21 protein-coding genes and 1 pseudogene are annotated in these 19,761 nt (G+C 63.1%); 12 read left to right on the forward strand and 10 right to left on the reverse strand.

What is annotated here, in order from left to right; translation table 11 throughout:
• Positions 1 to 46: 46 nt before the first annotated feature.
• From phaC to OIU19_RS06730, 3 genes are all read right to left on the reverse strand, one after another.
• The gene (gene phaC, locus OIU19_RS06720) at positions 47 to 1,726 is read right to left on the reverse strand and encodes a class II poly(R)-hydroxyalkanoic acid synthase (protein ID WP_264234360.1); all 1,680 of its coding nucleotides are present in this window, start codon (positions 1,724 to 1,726) and stop codon (positions 47 to 49) included.
• Positions 1,727 to 2,080: 354 nt separating this feature from the next.
• A complete protein-coding gene (locus OIU19_RS06725; RefSeq protein WP_186557362.1) occupies positions 2,081 to 2,458 on the reverse strand; it encodes a gamma-butyrobetaine hydroxylase-like domain-containing protein in 378 nt (125 codons plus the stop codon).
• Between the two features lie 321 nt (positions 2,459 to 2,779).
• Positions 2,780 to 3,697 carry an AraC family transcriptional regulator gene (locus OIU19_RS06730; RefSeq protein WP_264234361.1) on the reverse strand — a complete coding sequence of 306 codons (918 nt, stop codon included), beginning with the start codon at positions 3,695 to 3,697 and terminating at the stop codon, positions 2,780 to 2,782.
• Between the two features lie 102 nt (positions 3,698 to 3,799).
• Between OIU19_RS06730 and OIU19_RS06735 the strand changes: the two genes are divergently transcribed.
• From OIU19_RS06735 to OIU19_RS06755, 5 genes are read left to right on the forward strand one after another with little or no spacing between them, the layout of a single operon-like run.
• Positions 3,800 to 4,357 carry a carboxymuconolactone decarboxylase family protein gene (locus OIU19_RS06735; RefSeq protein WP_264234362.1) on the forward strand — a complete coding sequence of 186 codons (558 nt, stop codon included), beginning with the start codon at positions 3,800 to 3,802 and terminating at the stop codon, positions 4,355 to 4,357.
• Between the two features lie 48 nt (positions 4,358 to 4,405).
• Positions 4,406 to 5,470, forward strand: a complete 1,065-nt coding sequence (locus OIU19_RS06740; RefSeq protein ID WP_264234363.1) for an acyl-CoA dehydrogenase family protein — start codon at positions 4,406 to 4,408, stop codon at positions 5,468 to 5,470.
• Positions 5,467 to 6,288, forward strand: a complete 822-nt coding sequence (locus tag OIU19_RS06745; RefSeq protein WP_264234364.1) for an ABC transporter ATP-binding protein — start codon at positions 5,467 to 5,469, stop codon at positions 6,286 to 6,288. The genes OIU19_RS06740 and OIU19_RS06745 overlap by 4 nt, the downstream gene beginning before the upstream one ends.
• Positions 6,275 to 7,480: an ABC transporter substrate-binding protein gene (locus OIU19_RS06750; protein ID WP_264234365.1), complete on the forward strand. Its 1,206-nt coding sequence runs from the start codon at positions 6,275 to 6,277 to the stop codon at positions 7,478 to 7,480. The genes OIU19_RS06745 and OIU19_RS06750 overlap by 14 nt, the downstream gene beginning before the upstream one ends.
• A complete protein-coding gene (locus OIU19_RS06755; RefSeq protein WP_264234366.1) occupies positions 7,480 to 8,235 on the forward strand; it encodes an ABC transporter permease in 756 nt (251 codons plus the stop codon). Before OIU19_RS06750 ends, OIU19_RS06755 begins: the two co-directional genes overlap by 1 nt.
• A gap of 55 nt (positions 8,236 to 8,290) precedes the next feature.
• On the opposite strand, the gene OIU19_RS06760 is transcribed toward OIU19_RS06755, so the two are convergent.
• Together OIU19_RS06760 and argC are read right to left on the reverse strand one after the other, a co-directional pair.
• On the reverse strand, positions 8,291 to 8,977 hold the full coding sequence (locus OIU19_RS06760; RefSeq protein WP_264234367.1) for a GNAT family N-acetyltransferase: 687 nt from the start codon (positions 8,975 to 8,977) through the stop codon (positions 8,291 to 8,293).
• A 61-nt stretch (positions 8,978 to 9,038) separates the two neighbouring features.
• Positions 9,039 to 9,998 (reverse strand): N-acetyl-gamma-glutamyl-phosphate reductase, encoded by a 960-nt coding sequence (gene argC / locus OIU19_RS06765; protein WP_264234368.1) that lies wholly within the window; start codon positions 9,996 to 9,998, stop codon positions 9,039 to 9,041.
• A 106-nt stretch (positions 9,999 to 10,104) separates the two neighbouring features.
• Between argC and OIU19_RS06770 the strand changes: the two genes are divergently transcribed.
• Entirely contained in the window at positions 10,105 to 10,986 is an 882-nt protein-coding gene (locus tag OIU19_RS06770; RefSeq protein WP_264234369.1) for a LysR family transcriptional regulator, read from the forward strand.
• A gap of 10 nt (positions 10,987 to 10,996) precedes the next feature.
• Positions 10,997 to 11,227 (forward strand): annotated as a pseudogene (locus tag OIU19_RS06775) (LysR substrate-binding domain-containing protein); the annotation flags it as partial.
• On the opposite strand, the gene OIU19_RS06780 reads toward OIU19_RS06775, so the two are convergent.
• Positions 11,224 to 11,898, reverse strand: coding sequence for a response regulator transcription factor (locus tag OIU19_RS06780; protein ID WP_264234370.1), 675 nt, complete (start codon positions 11,896 to 11,898; stop codon positions 11,224 to 11,226). The pseudogene OIU19_RS06775 and the gene OIU19_RS06780 sit on opposite strands and share 4 nt — an antisense overlap.
• 285 nt (positions 11,899 to 12,183) lie before the next feature.
• Here OIU19_RS06780 and OIU19_RS06785 point away from each other — a divergent pair, with 285 nt between their 5' ends.
• The 3 genes from OIU19_RS06785 to OIU19_RS06795 all read left to right on the forward strand — a co-directional run bounded on the left by OIU19_RS06785 (position 12,184) and on the right by OIU19_RS06795 (position 14,277).
• Positions 12,184 to 12,453, forward strand: coding sequence for a hypothetical protein (locus tag OIU19_RS06785; RefSeq protein WP_264234371.1), 270 nt, complete (start codon positions 12,184 to 12,186; stop codon positions 12,451 to 12,453).
• Between the two features lie 88 nt (positions 12,454 to 12,541).
• Entirely contained in the window at positions 12,542 to 13,240 is a 699-nt protein-coding gene (locus OIU19_RS06790) for an MOSC domain-containing protein (RefSeq protein ID WP_264234372.1), read from the forward strand.
• A 35-nt stretch (positions 13,241 to 13,275) separates the two neighbouring features.
• A complete protein-coding gene (locus OIU19_RS06795; RefSeq protein WP_264234373.1) occupies positions 13,276 to 14,277 on the forward strand; it encodes a 5'-nucleotidase in 1,002 nt (333 codons plus the stop codon).
• Here the strand turns inward: OIU19_RS06795 and OIU19_RS06800 are convergent.
• The 3 genes from OIU19_RS06800 to OIU19_RS06810 all read right to left on the reverse strand — a co-directional run bounded on the left by OIU19_RS06800 (position 14,215) and on the right by OIU19_RS06810 (position 17,610).
• Positions 14,215 to 14,856, reverse strand: a complete 642-nt coding sequence (locus OIU19_RS06800) for a TIGR04211 family SH3 domain-containing protein (protein WP_264234374.1) — start codon at positions 14,854 to 14,856, stop codon at positions 14,215 to 14,217. The two genes, OIU19_RS06795 and OIU19_RS06800, sit on opposite strands and share 63 nt — an antisense overlap.
• 218 nt (positions 14,857 to 15,074) lie before the next feature.
• The gene (ppnN, locus tag OIU19_RS06805; protein ID WP_186553532.1) at positions 15,075 to 16,448 is read right to left on the reverse strand and encodes a nucleotide 5'-monophosphate nucleosidase PpnN; all 1,374 of its coding nucleotides are present in this window, start codon (positions 16,446 to 16,448) and stop codon (positions 15,075 to 15,077) included.
• Positions 16,449 to 16,548: 100 nt separating this feature from the next.
• A complete protein-coding gene (locus OIU19_RS06810; protein WP_264234375.1) occupies positions 16,549 to 17,610 on the reverse strand; it encodes a YeiH family protein in 1,062 nt (353 codons plus the stop codon).
• 115 nt (positions 17,611 to 17,725) lie between these two features.
• Here OIU19_RS06810 and OIU19_RS06815 point away from each other — a divergent pair, with 115 nt between their 5' ends.
• Together OIU19_RS06815 and OIU19_RS06820 are read left to right on the forward strand one after the other, a co-directional pair.
• Positions 17,726 to 18,604, forward strand: a complete 879-nt coding sequence (locus OIU19_RS06815; RefSeq protein ID WP_264234376.1) for a LysR family transcriptional regulator — start codon at positions 17,726 to 17,728, stop codon at positions 18,602 to 18,604.
• Between the two features lie 49 nt (positions 18,605 to 18,653).
• Positions 18,654 to 19,052 carry a hypothetical protein gene (locus tag OIU19_RS06820; RefSeq protein WP_264234377.1) on the forward strand — a complete coding sequence of 133 codons (399 nt, stop codon included), beginning with the start codon at positions 18,654 to 18,656 and terminating at the stop codon, positions 19,050 to 19,052.
• On the opposite strand, the gene OIU19_RS06825 is transcribed toward OIU19_RS06820, so the two are convergent.
• Positions 19,049 to 19,666 (reverse strand): LysE family transporter, encoded by a 618-nt coding sequence (locus OIU19_RS06825; protein ID WP_264234378.1) that lies wholly within the window; start codon positions 19,664 to 19,666, stop codon positions 19,049 to 19,051. The two genes, OIU19_RS06820 and OIU19_RS06825, sit on opposite strands and share 4 nt — an antisense overlap.
• Positions 19,667 to 19,761: the final 95 nt, after the last annotated feature.

A 19,761-nucleotide genomic window follows, 5' to 3' on the forward strand; every position in this document is an offset into this window, starting at 1 on the left:
AAGGGGTCAATCGCCGTGGCGCCCAGCAGCGGCCACGGCGTCCTGCTCAACGCTCGTGAACGTAGGTGCCCGGCGCTGCTTCGCCAGCGGCGTAGGCGCGGTTGCCCAGGCGCGTCGGGGCCTTTTTCAATTCACCCGCGCGCTCGCCCAGCCAGCTCTGCCAGTGCAGCCACCAGGAGTCGGCGTGCTTGCTCGCGTTCTCTTGCCAGACCAGCGGCTCGTTGGACCGGTCTTCACCGGTCAGGAAGCGCGCCTTGGGGTTGCCTGGTGGGTTGAGAATGCTCTGGATGTGCCCGCTGTTGGACAGCACGAACTCGATCTTGCCGCCGAACAGGTGCGCCGAGCGGTAGCACGACTGCCAGGGCGTGATGTGGTCGGCGGTGCCGGCGACGCTGTAGATGTCGCACTTGACCTGTTTGAGGTCGATGGCCGTGCCGCACACCTCCAAGGCCTCGGAGCGGGTCAGCGGGTTGTTCTTGAACATCTCGATCAGGTCGCCATGGAAGGCGGCCGGCAAGCGCGTGGTGTCGTTGTTCCAGAACAGGATGTCGAATACCGGCGGCTCGTTGCCGAGCAGGTAATTGTTGACCCAGTAGTTCCAGATCAGGTCGTTGGGGCGCATCCAGGCGAACACCTTGGCCATGTCGCTGCCTTCGAGCACGCCGGCCTGATAGGAGTGGCGCTTGGCCGCTTCCAGGGTCTGCTCGTCGACGAACAGCGCGACCTGGGTGTCGACCGTGGTGTCGAGCACGCTGACCAGCAGGGTCAGGGCATTGACCTTGTTCTCGCCAAGGGCTGCGTAGTGGCCGACCAGCGCGGTGCAGGTGATGCCACCGGAGCAGGCGCCGAGCATGTTCAGGTCCTTGGCGCCGGTAATCGCCAGCACCGCGTCGACCGCTTCCTTGAGCGCATCGATGTAGGTCGACAGGCCCCACTCGCGCTGGGCCTTGGTCGGGTTGCGCCAGCTGATGATGAAGGTTTGCTGCTGCGAGCGCAGGCAGAAGCGCGCCAGGCTCTTCTCCGGGCTAAGGTCGAAGACGTAGAACTTGTTGATCTGCGGCGGCACCACCAAAAGCGGGCGGGCGTGCACCTGCTCGGTGATCGGGCGGTACTGGATCAGCTCCAGCACATCGTTGCGATAGACCACTGCACCTTCGCTGGTGCCGAGGTTCTTGCCGACCTCGAAGGCGTCCATGTTGACCTGGCTGGGCATGCCGCCGTTGTTGACCATGTCCTTGGCCAGGTTGGACAGGCCATCGAGCAGGCTCTTGCCGCCGGTCTCGAAGAAGCGCTTGACCGCTTGCGGGTTGGACAGGGTGTTGGTCGGTGCCATGGCCTCGGTGATCAGGTTGATGACGAACTGGCCGCGGCTGATGTCCTGGGGCGACAGATCGCTCTCGCTGATCCAGTCGTTGAGCTCCTTGCGCCAGGCCAGGTAGGTTTGCAGGTAGCGCCGATAGAGCGGGTTGTGGCTCCAGGCGGGGTCGTTGAAGCGACGGTCGTCGCCCTCGGGGTGCAGGCTGGATTTGCCCAGCAGCACGTTCTTCAGTTCCAGGCCGAAATGCGCAATATGTTTGGCACTGTGCAGCGGCTGGCGCACGGCCTGACGCAGAACGGTGCGGGCCGAACTCAGCAGATCCTTGCGGCGAATCCCGATCACCGGGTTCAGGCCTAGGGTGTTCTCCGAGGCTTGCCGCTGCAACTCATCGTTGTTCTTGTTACTCATCTACGACGCTCCGTTGTCCTGAGACGAGTACCGGTTGGCTGTGGCGGGTACACAGACGACTGCCCGGTACTGCTTGCTCGGGTGACCAGTGATAAGGAACAGCGGTGCTGCGACCGGATGCGTGTCGGTGATGAGCTGCGGGTTTTTCTGCGTGTGAAGACAGCCTGCTTTCGCTCGCGACCTCTACAACAACCGGCCCGGCCCTGCTTGCCCGAGAAGCAATGCAGGGAACTTGCCAGCTCCATTGGTTACCCGACTTTCATGTAATGCGCAAGACAGCCTTTGCTTGGCGCTCGTGCAGCCATTCAAGCAGACCAAATTAGAAAATGCGCTCTAATCCTTGAGAGCCCTGAGCTAGAGCATCAGTTTGACCACCGATTCGGACGGGTCGCGTGATTTTCCGGCCTTGCTCAGTTCATCGAGATACTCCGCCCACAGCTGCGCTTGGCGCAGGCACAGTTGCTCAAGGTACTCCCAGGTGAACAATCCGCTGTCATGGCCGTCGTCGAAGGTCAATTTCAGTGCATATTGACCGGCCGGTTCCAGGCCGGTGAGGCCGACGTTGATCTTGCCAAATTGCAGGATGGGATTGCCGTGGCCCTGGACCTCGGCGGAGGGCGAGTGCACGCGCAAGAACTCGGCGGGCAGGTGATAGACCTCATCTGGACCATAGGTCAGGCTCAGGGTTTTCGAGGCTTTGTGCAGGTTGATTGCGGTGGGCAGGCGGGCCATGGGCGGAATCTCTCGGGGCTGTATGCTGCAAGCTTCGGGCTTGGAGAGATTAGATTCAAGCGGGGCTGATTCGCTGGAGCGTTCAGAAGGCGTGGGAGCGGGCTTGCCCCGCGATAGCTGGCGTTGCTGCCGACACTATCGCGGGGCAAGCCCGCTCCCACGCTGCGCTACCCAGGCATGCGTGGGAGCGGGCTTGCCCCACGATGAGGCCGGCACTGACAACACACAATCTCAGCCCGAGCCCCTCGCACGCATTCTTGTGTAGCGCAACGTGGGAGCGGGCTTGCCCCGCGATGAGGCCGGCACCGACCCTATAAAATCTCAGCCCGGGCGCCCTTCGTGCTGCTTGCGATACGCCCCCGGCTGCACCCCCACCGCCTTGGCAAACGCTCGGGTAAATGCCGCCACCGACTGATACCCCACCTGCGCCCCGACCTGTTCCACGGTATTGCCCGCACGCAGCAACTGCCCGGCGTGGCGCATACGCAAAGCCAGCAAAACCTGCCCCGGCGACTGCCCAGCCAGCTCGTTGAAGCGCTTGAAAAACGCCGAGCGCGAAAGCCCGGTACAGGCTGCCATGCTTTCCAGCGTCCAGGCCTGCCCAGGTCGTTCGATCAACTGCTCCAGCAACGCTGCGAACGCCGGCTGGCGCGCCAGGGCGACCAGCCCGCCAAGCGAATCACCCGCCTGCACCTGCTGGCGCAGCACGTACAGAAACAGTAAGTGGGTCAAGCGCTCCAGCACCGTCTGTGAGGGCGCGGGCAGGCGCCGACATTCCTCCAGGATCAACTCGAACAGCGCCCGCGCGGCATGCCCGGCAGGCTCCTGCGCGCGGAGCAAGATCCACTGCGCCAAGCCCTCGACGATCAGTGACGACAAACCCGACTGGAAATGAAAGAAGCCACAGACCAGGCCGACGCCGTCGTCAGCCCCCTCGTCTAGCGGCTGCATCAGTTGGCGCGGCAGGGCACAGGCAGTGTCCGGGTCTTGATCGCTGGATAGTCGGTATCCCAGGTCGCGCAATAAAAACACCGCATCGCCGCTCTCCAGGCGCACGGCCTGGGGCTGGCCGTCGATGTGCAGCCAGCAATGGCCTTGCACCACCAGGTGGAAACTGGCGCGCCCCATGCCTTGGGTGCTGGCGTGCCAACCCCCGCAATAGCGGCCAATGTGAAACAGGCTGGCATCGAGCTCCAGGCCTTCTAATAACCAATCGATAAGGTGGCTGGACGAAATCATCTAATGCAAAGACTCAGGAGCAAGGAAAGGCGACTGATGAATATGGAGGCCAATTCTTATAACCAACAGACTGTAGCGACACCCACCCAAGGAGACTACTCCATGTCCTCGCGCATTACCCTACATACCCTGCAGAGCGCCCCGCCCGCGGCGCGTCCGTTCTTGGAAAATGCCCAGAAAAATTCCGGTTTCATTCCTAATCTGCTGGGCATTCTGGCCAATGCCCCGGCGGCGCTGGAAACCTATGTCACCGTTTCGGCGCTCAACGGCAAGGCTGAACTGTCATTGGCCGAACGCGAAGTGGTGCAATTGATCGCTGCGACCCAGCACGGCTGCGATTTCTGCGTAGCTGGGCACACGGCCGTTGCGCTGAACAAGGCCAAGCTGCCAGCGGCAGTAGTCGACGCGCTGCGTGCCCGTGGTGAGCTGCCCGATGCCAGCTACGAGACGCTGGCCGAATTCGCCCGCCAGGTCATTGCCACCCGCGGCAATGTCAGCGAAGCGAGCTATGGCGCCTTTCGTGAAGCCGGTTTTACCGAGGGCAACGCCTTGGAGGTGATTCTCGGCATCAGCCTGGCGACCCTGTGCAACTTTGCTAATGTGTTCGCCCAGACGCCGCTCAATGACGAGCTGAGCAAGTACCGCTGGCAGCCTGTGTGATCGTGCATGGGGTGCCGGCGCTGCCGGCTTTATCGAAGGAGAAGGGACATGCTTGATAGCGCATTTGCTCACTGGCTGGAGACCAATGCCGAGGGCATCGATCAGGGCCAGAGCGACCCGCAACAGGTGCTGGCGCAGATCGCCCAGGCGCAGGTGTTGCGAATTGGTGTCAGCCAGGCGGCCGGTGGCCTGGGCGGGCAGGTCAGTGATGCGGTCGAGGCCATTGCCGCGATCGCCAGCCATTCGCTGGCAGCAGCGTTCGTCTGCTGGGGGCAACGAGCATTCATTGAGTACTTGTTGCAAAGCCCTAACCAGGCATTGCGTGAGCGGCTGCTGGCGCAGTTGTTGAGTGGCGAGCTGGCCGGTGCCACAGGCCTTTCCAATGCCATGAAGTACCTGTCCGGTATTGAAGCGCTGCAAGTGCGGGCTCAGCCTGAAGGCGAGGGCTGGGCCTTGAATGGGCGCCTGCATTGGGTGACCAACTTGCGCAAGAGCGGTTTTGTGGTGGCTGCTGCAATCGAGGACGATGCCGGTGGTCCACCGTTGGTCCTAGCCATTCCCTCGAGCCAAGCCGGCCTTGAACGTTCCGATGACCTCCAGCTGATGGGTTTGCAGTCGAGCAACACTGCCGCGCTGACATTCCGGCAGGTCCAATTGAGTCGCGACTGGCTGCTGCACGACAACGCCTGCGAGTTTCTGCCCAAGGTGCGTCCGGCCTTTCTGGCTTTGCAGTGCGGTATGTCGATTGGCCTGGCGCGGCGTGCCCTGGATGAGGTCGCGACGCACCTGCAAGGGCGCGGCGCGTTCCTCGAAGAGGCACGCCTGGTGCTCAAGCAACGCCTGGAAAACACCGTCGGTCAATTGCAGCAAGGCCTGCTCGATGGGCGCTTTGTGAGCCAACCAGCGGCACTGTTCAAGTTGCGCATCATCCTTGCTGAAAGTGCTGCCGATGCGCTGCAATTGGAGCTGCAAGCCAGCGGTGGCAAGGCCTATCTGACCGCCTACGGGCAAGGCTTCGCCCGCCGCTGGCGTGAGTCGGCGTTCGTCCCGATCGTCACTCCAAGCCTGGTGCAGTTGCGCGCCGAACTTCAGCGCCAGGCGGCTGCGGCATGAGCCAGGCATTGCTCGAAGCACGCGACATCTGCCTGGGCTATCCGCGAGACGGCGGCTGGCAGGCAGTGCTGGAGCAGTTTGACCTGCAACTGGCAGCGGGCGAGGTGGTCAGCATTCTCGGCCCCAGCGGGGTTGGTAAGTCGAGCCTGTTGCGGGTATTGGCCGGGCTGCAGCAGGCCCAGGGCGGTAGCGTCAGCTTGCGTGGCGAACCCTTGCAAGGCCCGCATCCGCGCCTGGCGGTGGCCTTTCAAGACCCAAGCCTGTTGCCTTGGCTGAGCTTGGAAAGCAACGTTGCCTTCGGCCTGGACTTCGCTCGCCAGCCGAAACTCACCGCTGCCGAGCGCCGCTCACGCATCGAGCACGCCATCGCCGCAGTGGGCTTGAGCCATGCGCGCACCCAGCACCCGGCGCAGTTATCCGGCGGCATGGCCCAGCGCACTGCACTGGCCCGCTGCCTGGCCCGTCAGCCCGAAGTGCTGCTGCTGGACGAGCCGTTCGGCGCGTTGGATGAGGTAACCCGCGCCGACATGCGGCACCTGCTGCTGCAACTGATCGCCACCCACAACACGGCGGCCGTGCTGATCACCCATGACATCGACGAAGCGCTGCTGCTGTCCGACCGGGTCCTGCTACTGGGCAACCACCCAGCGCATATCCTCGGCCAGTGGCACATCGACCTGGCACAACCGCGCGGGCAGCGGGTCGAGGAGCTGGGCGCACTGCGTATCGAAATTCTGAAAACCCTACGGCGGGCAAGCCGCACAGTCGAACCCTCTTCTTCCCCCTTGCCCTCGGAGGCTGTCCATGTGCATGGATGACTGCTGTTCTGCCACTTCCCGTCGCGACTTCATCAAGCTCAGCGCCATGCTCAGCGCCGCTGGCGCGCTACCGCTGCTGGCCAGCTTGCAGGCGCGGGCGGCTGCTGAGCCAGACGCGCCGGTGCGTATTGGCTACTTGCCCATTACCGACGCCACGCCGCTGCTGGTGGCGCACAACAATGGCCTGTTCGAGGCCGAAGGTATCAAGGCTGAGCGACCGGTGTTGCTGCGCAGTTGGGCGCAGGTGATCGAGGCGTTCATTTCCGGCCAGGTCAACGTCATTCACCTGCTTTCGCCGATGACTGTGTGGGCACGCTACGCCAGCAAGGTGCCGGCCAAGGTGGTGGCCTGGAACCATGTCGGTGGTTCGGGCCTGACTGTGGCGCCGGAGATTACCCAGATCCAGCAACTGGCCGGCAAGACCGTGGCCATTCCGTTCTGGTATTCGATCCACAACGTAGTGGTGCAGCAGCTGTTGCGCAATAACGGCCTGAGCCCGGTTTCCAAACCTGCCAATGCCACGCTGGCGGCCAACGAAGTCAACCTGTTGGTGCTGCCACCCTCGGACATGCCGCCAGCGCTGGCCAGCAAGCGTATCGCCGGCTATATCGTGGCCGAGCCGTTCAACGCCCTGGCCGAAAACCTCAAGGTCGGCCGCGTGCAACGGTTTACTGGCGATATCTGGCGCAATCACGCCTGCTGCGTGGTGTTCATGCACGAGCACGACCTGAACAATCGCCCAGCATGGTCGCAGAAGGTGGTCAACGCCATCGTCAAGGCGCAGCTGTGGACCCGCGAACACCGCGCCGAAGCCGCCGCGCTGTTGTCCAAGGCGGGTCCGAACAAGTACACCCCGCATGAGCCGGCGGTGCTGAGCAAAGTCCTGGCGCCGTCTGCGGACGAACGTGCCGGCTACATCACCAGTGGCGCCATCCAGCACCAGCAGTGGGATGAGCGGCGGATCGACTTCCAGCCCTATCCGTTCCCTAGTTACACCGAGGAGCTGGTCAAGCGCCTGCAGAACACCTTGATCGAAGGCGACCACGCTTTCCTTGCAGGCTTGGACCCTGCGCACACCGCCCGCGACCTGGTCGATGATCGTTTCGTGCGCAACGCCATCGCTGCGGTGGGCGGCCCCTCGGTGTTCGGCATCGCCGACAGCTTCGAGCGTAGCGAGGAGTTCGTGGTCTGATGCGCAAACACGTCACACATGGCGCTTTGGGAATGGCTGGGTTACTGGGCTTGTTGCTGCTGTGGTGGGCGGGGGTGCGCCTGTTCGGCGCGGCCGATGGCCTGTCGGCACGCTTCTCGCCCGAGGCGACCTTGGCCAGCCTGGTGCAGCTACTGGGGCAGGGCGAGGTTTATGGGCATATCTGGGTCAGCCTCAAGCGCATAGTGATCGGCCTGCTGCTGGCGCTGTCGATCGGGGTGCCGCTGGGCTTGCTGGTGGGCAGTTACCGACAGCTGGAGGCGGCGACTACCCCGGCGTTTCAGTTCTTGCGGATGATCTCGCCGCTGTCGTGGATGCCGGTGGTGGTGATGCTGATGGGCGTGGGCGACCAGCCGATCTACTTCCTGCTGGCGTTTGCCGCGCTGTGGCCGATTCTGCTCAACACTGCCGCTGGGGTGCGCCAGCTGGATCCGCGCTGGTTGCAGTTGTCGCGCAGTTTGAGTGCCACCCGCTGGGAGACCTTGTGCAAGGTGATCCTGCCCGGGGTGATCGGCCATGTGCTGACCGGGGTGCGGTTGGCCATCGGCATCCTGTGGATCGTGCTGGTGCCGTGCGAAATGCTGGGAGTCAGTGCGGGGCTGGGCTATTTCATCCTCGATACCCGCGATCGGCTGGCCTATTCGGAGCTGATGGCCATGGTGCTGTTGATCGGGGTCTTGGGATTCTTGCTCGATGCCTTGGCGCGTGGCCTGCATCGGCGCTGGGTGCACGGTTGAGGGTTGATATCGTTTTCGCTGGTCTCTTCGCGGGCAAGCCCGCGAAGAGGGCACATCAATGCACGGTCTTGCGCTGCCTGACACACGCTTGCGCCTGCTCTGCCAACTGATCCAGCCGCTCATCGCGCGACTGCTCGGCCTCGATCATCGCGTCTTCGCCTTGCTGCTTGAGCAAGTACGCATGAATCTGGCGCACCTCCAGTGTCTGGTAGATCGGCGCAATATCCAGCCTGCCGACCAACGCCCCACTGGCCTGGCCAGTACTGCTCATCAATACCTGCGGTCCGCTGGCCGCCACTACCTGCATGCCCATCTGCTCGAACCACGGCACACAACCTGCGAACGCATTGAGCTCGACGCACGTGTAACGTGATTGCAGGTCAGCCAGCAAACCGCGGGCAATTCCCTGGCGGCGATGGCTGGGCAGTACCGCCAGAAACGCCAGCACGCAGGCTTGCGGGTTGTCCTGGGCGGGCAGGGCGAGGGCGAAGCCGAGCAGTTGGTCTGGCGCCTCGGCATCCAGGGCGAGCAGTAGCTGCACCGCCAGGCCGCGGGTGCCGTCCATCGCTTGCAGGTACTGGTGCACTTCCAGGCCGACGCCGTATTGATACAGCGGGTACAGCGGATTGTCCTTGCTGATGGCGACACTGCTCAGCTCACCGACGTGATCGATCACCAGTTGGCGGATCTGATTCTGGAAGGATTCGGGCGGCACGCTGTCGAGGCGGCGGAGGATGAACATCGCGGGTAAGGCTCCGGCTGGCAGAAACACCCCGTGCCAGGTGTGGCACGGGGTGAACATTCTACCCGGTTTTACCGAAACGGCCTCGTTCCTCGAGCGCGGCGAGCATCAGGTCAAGGTTCTGCACCGCAGCGCCCGAGGCGCCCTTGCCGAGGTTGTCGAACACCGCAGTGAGCACGACCTGACCGTGTTCAGGGTTGGCGAACAAGGCCAGGCGCAGATCGTTGGTATCGTTCAGCGCTTCGGGGTCGAGCGCAGCGGCAGGGCCGTGTTGGTGCAGGGGCATCACCTGCACGTGACGGGCGCCCTGGTAGTGCTGCTCCAGGCAGGCTTGCAGGTGCTCGGCGCTGACCTTGCCGGGAAGCAGGCGCAGCTGCACGGCAATGCTCAGCACGATGCCCTGGCGATAGTCGCCATAACCCGGCAGGAATACCGGGCGCGCGCTGAGCCCTGCGTGCTGCTCGATCTCCGGGACGTGCTTGTGGGCCAGCTCCAGGCCGTACAGTTGCAGGGTCGGCAGCTTGCCCTCGCGGTGCTGCTCGTGACGCTCTACTGCCGCGCGACCACCGCCTGAATAGCCTGAGATGGCCTGGACCGTGAACGGATAGTCGGCAGGCAGCAGCCCGGCCTGGATCAACGGCCGCAGCAGGGCGATCGCGCCGGTTGGGTAGCAACCGGGGTTGCTTACGCGCTTGGACTTGGCGATACGTTCAGGTTGTTGCGCATCCAGTTCGGGCAGGCCGTAGACCCAGCCTGGCGTGGTGCGGTGCGCGGAGCTTGCATCGATAACCCGCACCTGCGGATTTTCTATTGCGCCAACCGCTTCGATGGCGGCGGCGTCGGGCAGGCACAGCAGGGCAATGTCGGCGCTGTTGATCGCTTGGCTGCGCCGTTGCCGGTCTTTGCGCTCGGCCTCGGGCAAGGTCAGCAGGCGCAGGTCGTTGCGCCCTTGCAGGCGGGCATGGATTTGCAGGCCGGTGGTGCCTTGGTCACCGTCGATGAAAACCAGAGGTTGGGTCATGTTCAGAATCCGTGGGAAAGGGCGATGGGCGTATCCTCGCTTGTGGCTGGACGAAAGAAAATTTGAATATCATGATGCTGATATTCATTAATCCTGAACGACAACCATGCGTGAAATCAGCCTCGACCGTCTACGCACCCTGGTGGTAATTGCCGACCTCGGCTCATTTGCCGAAGCCGCCCGCCAGCTCAACCTGGCGCCGCCGACCATCAGCCTGCATGTCGCCGAACTGGAGACGCGCGTCGGTGCGCCGTTGCTCACGCGCACCCGTGGTCAGGTGCGGCCGACGGCAGTCGGTGAGACCTTGCTGGAGCGCGCCCGGCGCCTGCTGGCCGATGCCGACCTGGCGCTGGATGAGGTACGTCGACAGGTCGAGGGCCTGACCGGGCGGGTGCGCCTGGGCGCTTCGACCGGGGCCATTGCCCATTTGCTGCCGCAGGCACTGCAGGTGTTGCGGGTCGAGCATCCTGGAATCGATGTGCAGGTACAGGTGCTGACCTCTGGGGCGTCCTTGGCACGGTTGCGCGAGGGCAGCCTGGATATCGGTCTAGTGGCCTTGCCCCAGCTCGCCGGCCGTGGCGTGCGGATCACACCCTGGCGACGCGACCCGATCATGGCCTACGTACCCAGCGACTGGCACCCGCCTGCACGGGTTACACCGGCGTGGCTGGCGCAGCGGGCGTTGATTCTCAATGACAGCGGTACCCAGCTGTCGCGGGTTACCTCGGAGTGGTTTGCCGCGGCCGGCTTGTACCCAGAGGCGCGGATCGAGCTGAATTTCAACGATGCGATCAAGAGCCTGGTGGCGGCGGGGTATGGGGCGACCCTGTTGCCGCAGGAAGGGGAGGCCGCCGAGTTGGATCGGCGGGTAACGCGCAGGCCAGTGCGGCCGGGGTTGTGGCGCCAGCTTGGGATAGCCTGCCGCGAGGGTGAGGTGGAGCGCGCCACGGGGTATGTGTTGCAGGCTTTGCAGCGGCTGCGCCAGTAAGATTCTGGCCTGCTTGGGGGATTTTCTCGCCACCACCACCCTGGTGCGCCACGGTGCCGGGCTGATGCAGGCGTATCGCTTCACCGTGCAGGCGGCGCTCGACAGCGGCGAGTTGCAGGAGGTGCTAGCTGAGTTCGGCGGCACCTGGCGACCGTTCATGCTGATCTACCCGCATGCCCGCCATATGCCTTCGCGGCTGCGCGTGTTCATCGATTATCTGCTTGCCCAGGACCACGGCTAGTCTTTCTTGCACAGCTGATAGCCCAGGCCATGCACGGTATGCAACAGCGGGCTGTCGAAGCCCTTGTCGATCACCCCCCTGAGAATGTGGATATTGCTGCGCAGATTCTCACGCTGGGTAGCCTCGCGTCCCCAGATGCGTGCTTCCAGTTCGGTGCGTTTCACCACCCCCGGGCTTTTCTGCATCAGCAGTTCCAGCAGCTTGCGGCTGGTCGGCTTGAGCTTCAAGACGCTGTCGCCACGGGTCACTTCCAGGGTATCGAGGTCAAAGCGCAAATCGGCCACCACCAGCACGCGGCTGTTGCGGGTCTGGCGCCGGGCCACCACCGCTTGAATGCGCGCCAGCACCTCAGACATGGCGAAGGGCTTGACGATGTAATCGTCGGCGCCGACTTTGAAACCGGTGAGGCGGTCGTCCAATTCGTCGCGGGCACTGAGCATGACGATCGCCACGTCCGACCTTGAATGCTGGCGCAGGCTCTGGCAGATCTGGTTGCCGTCGATGCCAGGCAGCATGATGTCCAACAAGATGGCGTCATAGCGCCTGGAAGCGGCCAGGTGCAGCCCGGTCAGACCATCCAGTGCGCCCTCGACGCTGTGGCCCCTGAGTTGGAGAAACTCGACCAGGTTGTCATGAATGTCGCGGTGGTCCTCGATAACCAGAATTCTCATAGCGTTTTTTCTTCTTTTATCCGGGCACGCCGCTGATCGATGTACTGGGGCATCGGCTAGATATAGGCCTTGGCAAAACAATGGCGGCACTCTAGGCAGCGGCGTGTTGGAGGACGGTGAAGCAAATGTGAAAAAAGTGCTGGCAGCGGCACTGCCGTCTGGCCGAAGGCCATTGCTGGCAAGCGCTGCACGACTATGCTTTTCGCTGTGCCTGAGGGGCCGCAGCGCGCCCCAGGTCGTCAGCAGTACGCCAGTAGTCCCGGTTTTTCCCCAGGAGACCTCTCCATGAAATCCATGACACTGTTTGTGATTGCATCTGTTCTGAGTGTTGCCGCGGTTGCCCAGGATGGCCCAGCGGAGAACTGCGACGCCAAGATCAAGGACCTTGAATCCATCCACTCCGCCGACGGCGCGGCGCTGCATGGCGGCAAGGTCGATGAGTTTCGCGCCCTGCTCAAACAGGCCAAGGAAGCCCAGATGGCTGGCGACATGCAGAAGTGCCAGGCCTCGGCCGACCGCGCCAAGACCATCTACAACACCGCGCGCGGCAAGTAGCGCTAATGCCGCTGCAGCGTCGCTTGCATTTCGGCGGCGCTGCAGTCTCCTGTAAGCTGGCCGTTTGCCGACTCCCACGAGACTGCGCATGAACCTGGCCAAGCCCATCCTCGACAGCCTGCTCACCGGTGTTGCCGTGCCGTTTACCCGCCCCGGCTCACGCAGCGGTATCGACAAACAGCCTCGGCAGGGCCGGTTGAAAGTGACCTTGCTCGGTATCGAAGGCGATGAGCAAGGCGACTTACGGGTGCATGGCGGGGTCGAAAAAGCCATTCATCATTACCCCCGCGATCATTATCCAGACTGGCTGGCCGAACTGGGTGAGCATGCCTTGTTGAAGCAGCCGGGGGCGTTTGGCGAAAACTTCAGCAGCGTCGGTTGGCGCGAGGCGGATGTCTGTCTGGGTGATCGCATCCGCGTAGGCACGGCCTTGTTGGAAATCTCCCAGGGGCGCATGCCGTGCTGGAAACTCAATGATCGATTCGACGTCGCGCAGATGGCCTTGCGGGTGCAGCAGAGTGGGCGTACTGGCTGGTATTACCGGGTGTTGGAGGAGGGCGAGGTCGAGGCGGGCGATGAGCTGCACTTGGTCGAACGACCCTATGCCGACTGGTCGGTCGCGCGGCTATCGGCGGTGTTGTTCGACAAGCGCCTGGAGACCGAGCTGCTCAGCCAATGCCTGGCATTGCCGCTGGTGCCGTCCTGGCGCAAGACCTTGCAGCGGCGCCTGGAACAGCGACAGGTCGAAGACTGGGGCTCGCGCCTGGAGGGCCAGCCGCGTGACTGAACAGCTGTGCACGCTCATCGCAAAAGGAATGCCCCATGGCTTATGAAATTGACGACCGCCTGGTGATTGGCGTGGCCTCGAGCGCGGTTTTCGACCTCAGTGCCTGCGATGCGGTGTTTCGCCACGAAGGCGAGGCGCAGTATCGCCTGTACCAGCAGCAGAACATGCACGTGCCGCTGGCGCGCGGCATTGCCTATCCGTTCATCAAGCGCCTGTTGGCGCTCAATGACCTGTGCGCCGACCCGCAAGACCCGCTGGTAGAGGTGGTGCTTTTGTCGCAGAACGACCCCGACACCGGGCTGCGGGTCATGAAGACCATCGAGCATTACGGCTTGAACATGACCCGCGCCATCTTCATGCAGGGGCGTTCGCCTTACGAGTACATTCCGGCGTTGAACATTGCCTTGTTCCTGTCCGCCGACAAGCAGCATGTGGACGCCGCGATCCAGGCCGGCTATCCGGCCGGGCAGGTGCTCGATTCGCAGTTCGATGACGATGAAAGCGATGACGGCCTGCGCATCGCTTTCGACTTCGATGGCGTGCTGGCTGGCGATGAATCAGAAGCGGTGATGCAGCGCGATGGCCTGCTGGGCTTTCATGCCCATGAAGTGACCAACGTCACCCAGCCGCATAATCCAGGGCCGCTCAAGGAGTTTTTCGTGCGCATTGCGCGGATCCAGGCGGCCGAGGAGCAGTACAAGCTGGAGCACCCCGGTTACGCCAATCGTATGCGCGTGTCGATCGTCACCGCGCGCAACGCGCCGTCGCACGAGCGTGCGCTCAATACCCTCAAGAGCTGGGGCGTGATGGCCAACGATGCGTTCTTCCTCGGCGGCATCGAGAAGCGCCGGGTGTTGCAGGTGCTCAAGCCGCATATCTTTTTCGACGACCAGTCGGGTCATCTGAGCGGCACACGCACTGTAGTGCCTTCGGTCCATGTGCCGTTCGGGGTGACCAACCAGCCGCTCGCGGCCTCAGAACCAGCGGTCGTTGCGCTTGCGGCCGCGGGTCAGGGCCGGCAGGATCAGGCCCAGTAGCAGGCCGGCGCCGGCAATGCTGCCGCCGTAGACCATGTAGCGCATCATCACTTGCTTGTTCTCGTCACCCAGGCGCGCCTGGGTGTCGCGCAGGCTCGACTGGGCCTGGTCGAGCTGCTCGTTGAGGCCTTTGTTGCGCTTTTCCAGCTCATCGATCAGCGCCTTGCGCGAATCCAAGGTTTCTTGCATACCCTGCACGCGGGCTTTCCAGCTGTCATCGATGGTCTTGAGCTGTTCGGACAGCTGCGCCACTTCGCTATCGAGCTGTGGCAAGCGCTCGGCCTGGCCAGGAACGGCTTGCAGGTCGCTGTTGAGAATCCACACCAGATCGCCGCTCTGGCCGCGCACCTGGCTGTACTCGCCCTGGCTGCCGATCAAGGTGACCTTTTGCCCTGCCTTGAGGGTGCCGACGATGCGATGGCCGTTGGTCGGGCCACTGCGCACGTAGGTGCTCAGGCTGTCGCTGACCCAGCGCGCATCACTGCTCGGTTGTTCGGCATGCACAGGGGCGGCGAGGGCGATCAGGGCAGCGATCAGGCTGCCACGCAGGGCAGGGAGGGTTTGGCGGGAGTCAGGCATGTTGGTCTTCGCTGAAACTGGACAGAAGCAGGCCCGGTGAATGGACCCATGAACCGGTCGGTGAATTGACCGTCAGCGAAAGACCTTTTTTTTCAAGGCAGGTTCACTGCTCAGCGTAGGAAATGTCAGCAGAGTGTTGCGGAATCGTACAAACACGGCGGGCCAGCCTCATCGCGGGACAGGTCGCAGCGATGAGGCCAGTGGAGGGGCTAAAACGATCAGGTCACAACCTGATAGCACGGCACATAAGCCGCGCCACCCGGCAACTTCATCCGGTGCTGATCAACGAACGCCTGCAACAGCCGTCCGAGCGGATCGAGCACCGCACTGTCACCGCGAATCTGATAGGGCCCATGCTCCTCGATCAGGCGGATGCCGTTGTCCTTGACGTTACCGGCGACGATCCCGGAGAACGCCCGGCGCAAGTTGGCCGCCAGCTCATGCGCCGGTAGCTCACGGCGCAGGGCCAGGTTGGCCATGTTCTCGTGGGTAGGATCGAAGGGACGCTGGAAGCCTTCTTCGATCTTCAACAGCCAGTTGAAGTGGAATGCATCGTTACGCTCACGGCGGAACTGCTTGACCGCCTTGAGCCCCTCGACCATCTGCCGGGCGACTTCGGCCGGGTCATCGATGATGATCTGGTAGTGCTGCTGGGCCGCTTCGCCCAGGGTCGCGCCGACAAAGGCGTGCAACTGTTGCAGATAGGCCTCAGCACTGCGTGGGCCGGTCAGCACGACCGGGAATGGCAAGTCGTGGTTGTCCGGGTGCATGAGAATGCCCAGCAGGTAGAGGAACTCTTCTGCCGTACCGGCGCCGCCGGGGAAGATGATGATGCCGTGGCCAACCCGCACGAAGGCTTCCAGACGCTTCTCGATATCGGGCAGGATCACCAGCTCGTTGACGATCGGGTTGGGCGCTTCGGCGGCAATGATGCCCGGCTCGGTCAGGCCCAGGTAGCGGCTGCCATGCATGCGCTGCTTGGCGTGGGCAATGGTGGCGCCCTTCATCGGCCCCTTCATCACGCCCGGACCGCAGCCGGTGCAGACGTCCAGCTTGCGCAGGCCCAGCTCGTGGCCGACCTTCTTGGTGTACTGGTATTCCTCGGTGCTGATCGAGTGACCGCCCCAGCACACGACCATCTTCGGCTCCACGCCCGGGCGCAGGGTGCGGGCGTTGCGCAGCAGGTGGAAGACGTAGTCGGTGATGCCCTGGGAGCTCTCCAGGTCGATGCGCTGGCTGGCCAGCTCGCTTTCGGTGTAGACGATATCGCGCAGGGCGCTGAACAGCATTTCGCGGGTGCTGGCGATCATCTCGCCATCGACGAAGGCATCGGCTGGGGCGTTGAGCAGCTCCAGGCGTACTCCGCGATCTTGCTGATGGATACGGACTTCGAAGTCTTTGTAGGCTTCAAGGATGGTCTTGGCGTTGTCGACATGCGCGCCGGTGTTGAGGATTGCCAGGGCGCATTGACGGAACAGGGTGTAGAGACTGCCGGTACCGACTTCACTCAGTTGCTGGACTTCACGTTGCGACAGCGTTTCGAGGCTGCCTTTGGGGCTGACGGATGCATTGATTACATTGCGTTGGGGCATCTAAGTCTTTCCTGTGCATGTAAAACTCCTACTTAGCCAACACCATACCGACAATTTTGCGCCGCAACGAGAGGGGCAGGGAAAAACCTGCCCCCGTTGATCATCCCAACAGCCGTTGGACACCGAGGGTGATGGCCAGGCCACCGACCACCAGCCACAGGTTGAGGATCGCCCCAGTTGCCAGCGCGCGCGGGCCGGCCTGGCGGATCTGGCTGAGGCGGGTCTCCATTCCCAGGGCGGTCATGGCCATGGTCAGGGCGAAGGTGTCGAGCTGGTTGATCGCGCTGACCGCGCCGCTTGGCAGGATCTGCAGCGAATTGACCAGCACCAGGGCGAGGAAGCCAAAGGCAAACCATGGGACAGGGATCTTGCCATTGCCTTCGGCCTGGCCTGGGTGTTTCGCCCGGCTGATCCACACGCCCACCACCAGCAACACCGGTACCAGCAGCATTACCCGAGTCATCTTGACGATGGTCGCGACATGGGTCACTTCAGGGCTGACATTGCTGGCAGCGCCCACCACCTGTGCCACCTCATGCAGGGTGCCACCGAAAAACAGCCCCGCGCCGAGCGTATCGAGTTGCACCCAGCCGCTGTTGATCAGTAGCGGGTAAAGCAGCATCGACAGGGTGCCGAACAGCACCACGCTGCCGACCGCCATGGCGCTCTTGTGCGGCTTGGAACGCAGCGCCGATTCGAACGCGAGCACGGCCGCAGCGCCACAGATGGCACTGCCGGCGGCGGTGAGCAAGGCCGTATCGCGATCGAGCTTGAACAGCTTCATCCCCACCCCAAGGCCAATCAGCAGGGTGCTGGAGACGATCAGCAGCGACACCGTCAGCCCCGACCAACCGACCTGAACAATCTCCTGCAAACTCACGCGCAGGCCGAACCATGCCACGGCGATACGCAGCAGGCCGCGTGCGGAAAAATTGATGCCGGCCGCCCAACTGGGCGGCACTCCCTGGCGCAGTGCGTTGCCGTACAGGGCGCCAGCGATGATGCCGACGATCAGCGGGCTGATGCCCAGGTTGGCAAAAAAGGGCAGGGCGGCCAGTTGGGTAACTGCCAGAGCGAACAAGGCGACAAACAAAATGCCATTGAGCCGCCCGCGGGTATCGTGGGTAGGCGCAAGGCTGGGGGTGGCTGGGACCGTGGCCATGGTGTGTCCTCCGATCGAGGTATTGCTGAGATGGCCTTAGGTTAATTCGGTTATAAGCTTATAAAAAATCGTCATTGGGGATGGCAAGTATCCGCTAAGCTGATATTTTCAAAGGATGACCCCAGATCAGCTGATAACCTTCGCCACTGTTGCCGAGCATGGCAACATCAGTCATGCAGCACTCGCCCTGCATTTGTCGCAGCCTGCCGTATCCGGCCAGCTCAAGCTGTTGCAGGAGGAGTTTGGCGAGCCGCTGTACCAGCGTGCCGGACGCGGTGTACGCCTGACCGCAGCGGGCGAGCAACTGCTCGGCCATGCCCAACGGCTGCGCGAAACCTTCCACCAGGCCCAGGCGCTGCGAGATGCACTGCGCGGCCTGGAGCGCGGTACCCTGCGCATTGGCGCCAGCACCACCCCGGCCAGCTATCTGTTGCCTTATCTGATCGCCGATTTCCGCCAGCGCTATCCAGACGTCGTGGTCACCACGGAAAACGGCAACACCGCCGAGATCGTCGCAGCGCTGGGCTCACTGGACATCGCCTTGATCGAGGGACCACCGGGGCAGGAGCTGCCATTGGGCACGCGTGTCACTGCCTGGCGCGAGGACGAGATCGTCGCCATCGTGCCCAGTGATCATCCGCTGGCCGCAGCTGGCCAAGCGCAGACCTTGCAGGCGCTTGGTAACTACCCGCTGGTGCTGCGCGAAAGCGGCTCCGGCGTACGCCAACTGGTCGAGCGGGCTTTTGCCCGCTGCGGTGTGGCGATGCGCGTGGGGCTGGAGATTGCCGGGGTGGAAGGGGTCAAGGAGGCGGTGCGCGCGGGGATGGGGGTAGGCTTTGTCTCGGCGATGTCGATCCGCCATGAAGATGGTGCGCTGCGTCAGTTGCGCATTGCTCCTGAGCCCCTGACGCGACGGTTCTCGATACTGATGCCGCATGCCGCAACGCCGTCGCGGGTGGCAGCACGCTTCTTCCAATTGTGCGCTGAGCAGTGACTGGGCTAGCCTGCGCTGATAACTCGTGCAGGACGGCTATGCTTTTCCCATGACCAGCCCCTCCCTACGCCAACCCTGCCCGCCAGGCGCCTGCATCTGTGGTCGCGAACGCCTGGAGCAATGCCCTGCCAACGCGCAGCGTATTCTGCTGCTCACTCGCCAGGAAGAAAAACGCCTGCTCGAACGCTTGGAAAACCTCAAGGACCTGGACGACCTGCACCGCTTGCAACTGCGCATGTACGATCAGCTGGGCATTCGCCTGAGCATTGTCCCTGGTCACAACGAAGTGCGCACCATGCGCGGTATCGTCATCGAACTGGCCGAGCAACCCGGCCTGTGCCGCAAGACCCGCCAGGCCATCCCCGCAGCGATTCGGCGGGGGCTGGAGCGTAATCCTGAAGTCGCTTACCGGCTGCTCGACGTTCACGACCTGCTGCGTGATGCCTAGCGCATCGCCGCTAATTTGATGCCAAACCCGACCAGGCATGCCCCGGCCAACCGCTCGAGCAGGTTCGACACCTTGGGGCTGGCGCGCATGCGCTCGGCCAGGTGATGGGTCAACAGCACGGCGACCAGGCCATAGAGCAAGGTCAGCGCCGCTACCGTCACTGCCATGAAGGCGAAGGTCACGACGCCTTGGTGGCGCACCGGGTCGATGAACAGCGGGAAGAACGCCATGTAGAACATGATCGCCTTGGGATTGAGCAAGGTGATCAGCATGGTCTGGCGCAGGTAGCGACCGTTGTCCATGCGGCTTTCCCGTGGTGCACCGCCTGGTTTGCTGAAGACCATGCGCAAGCCCAGCCAGGCCAGGTAGGCGGCGCCTGCCCACTGCACCACGTGGAAGGCTGCAGGGTAGGTTGCCAGCAGGGTCGCGACGCCGGCCACCGCCAGCCACATCAACACCTGGTCACCGAGAATCACTCCGAAAGTCGCCGCCAGGCCACCCTTGATGCCGCCTTTGCCGGTGGCGGTGATCAAGGCGAAGTTACCCGGCCCAGGGATGGCCAGGAGGATGAGGAACGCGATCACGAATGCGCCGTAGTCGGTCACGCCAAGCATGCTGATGACTCCAGGGTGGGCTGGGTAAGGTAGGACAACGATATATGCCATCATCGACGGCGTTTGCAAAGGCACAGTGTAGGGCTGAGGTGACT

It is taken from the genome of Pseudomonas sp. BT-42-2 (assembly GCF_025847435.2).
Taxonomy (GTDB): domain Bacteria; phylum Pseudomonadota; class Gammaproteobacteria; order Pseudomonadales; family Pseudomonadaceae; genus Aquipseudomonas; species Aquipseudomonas urmiensis.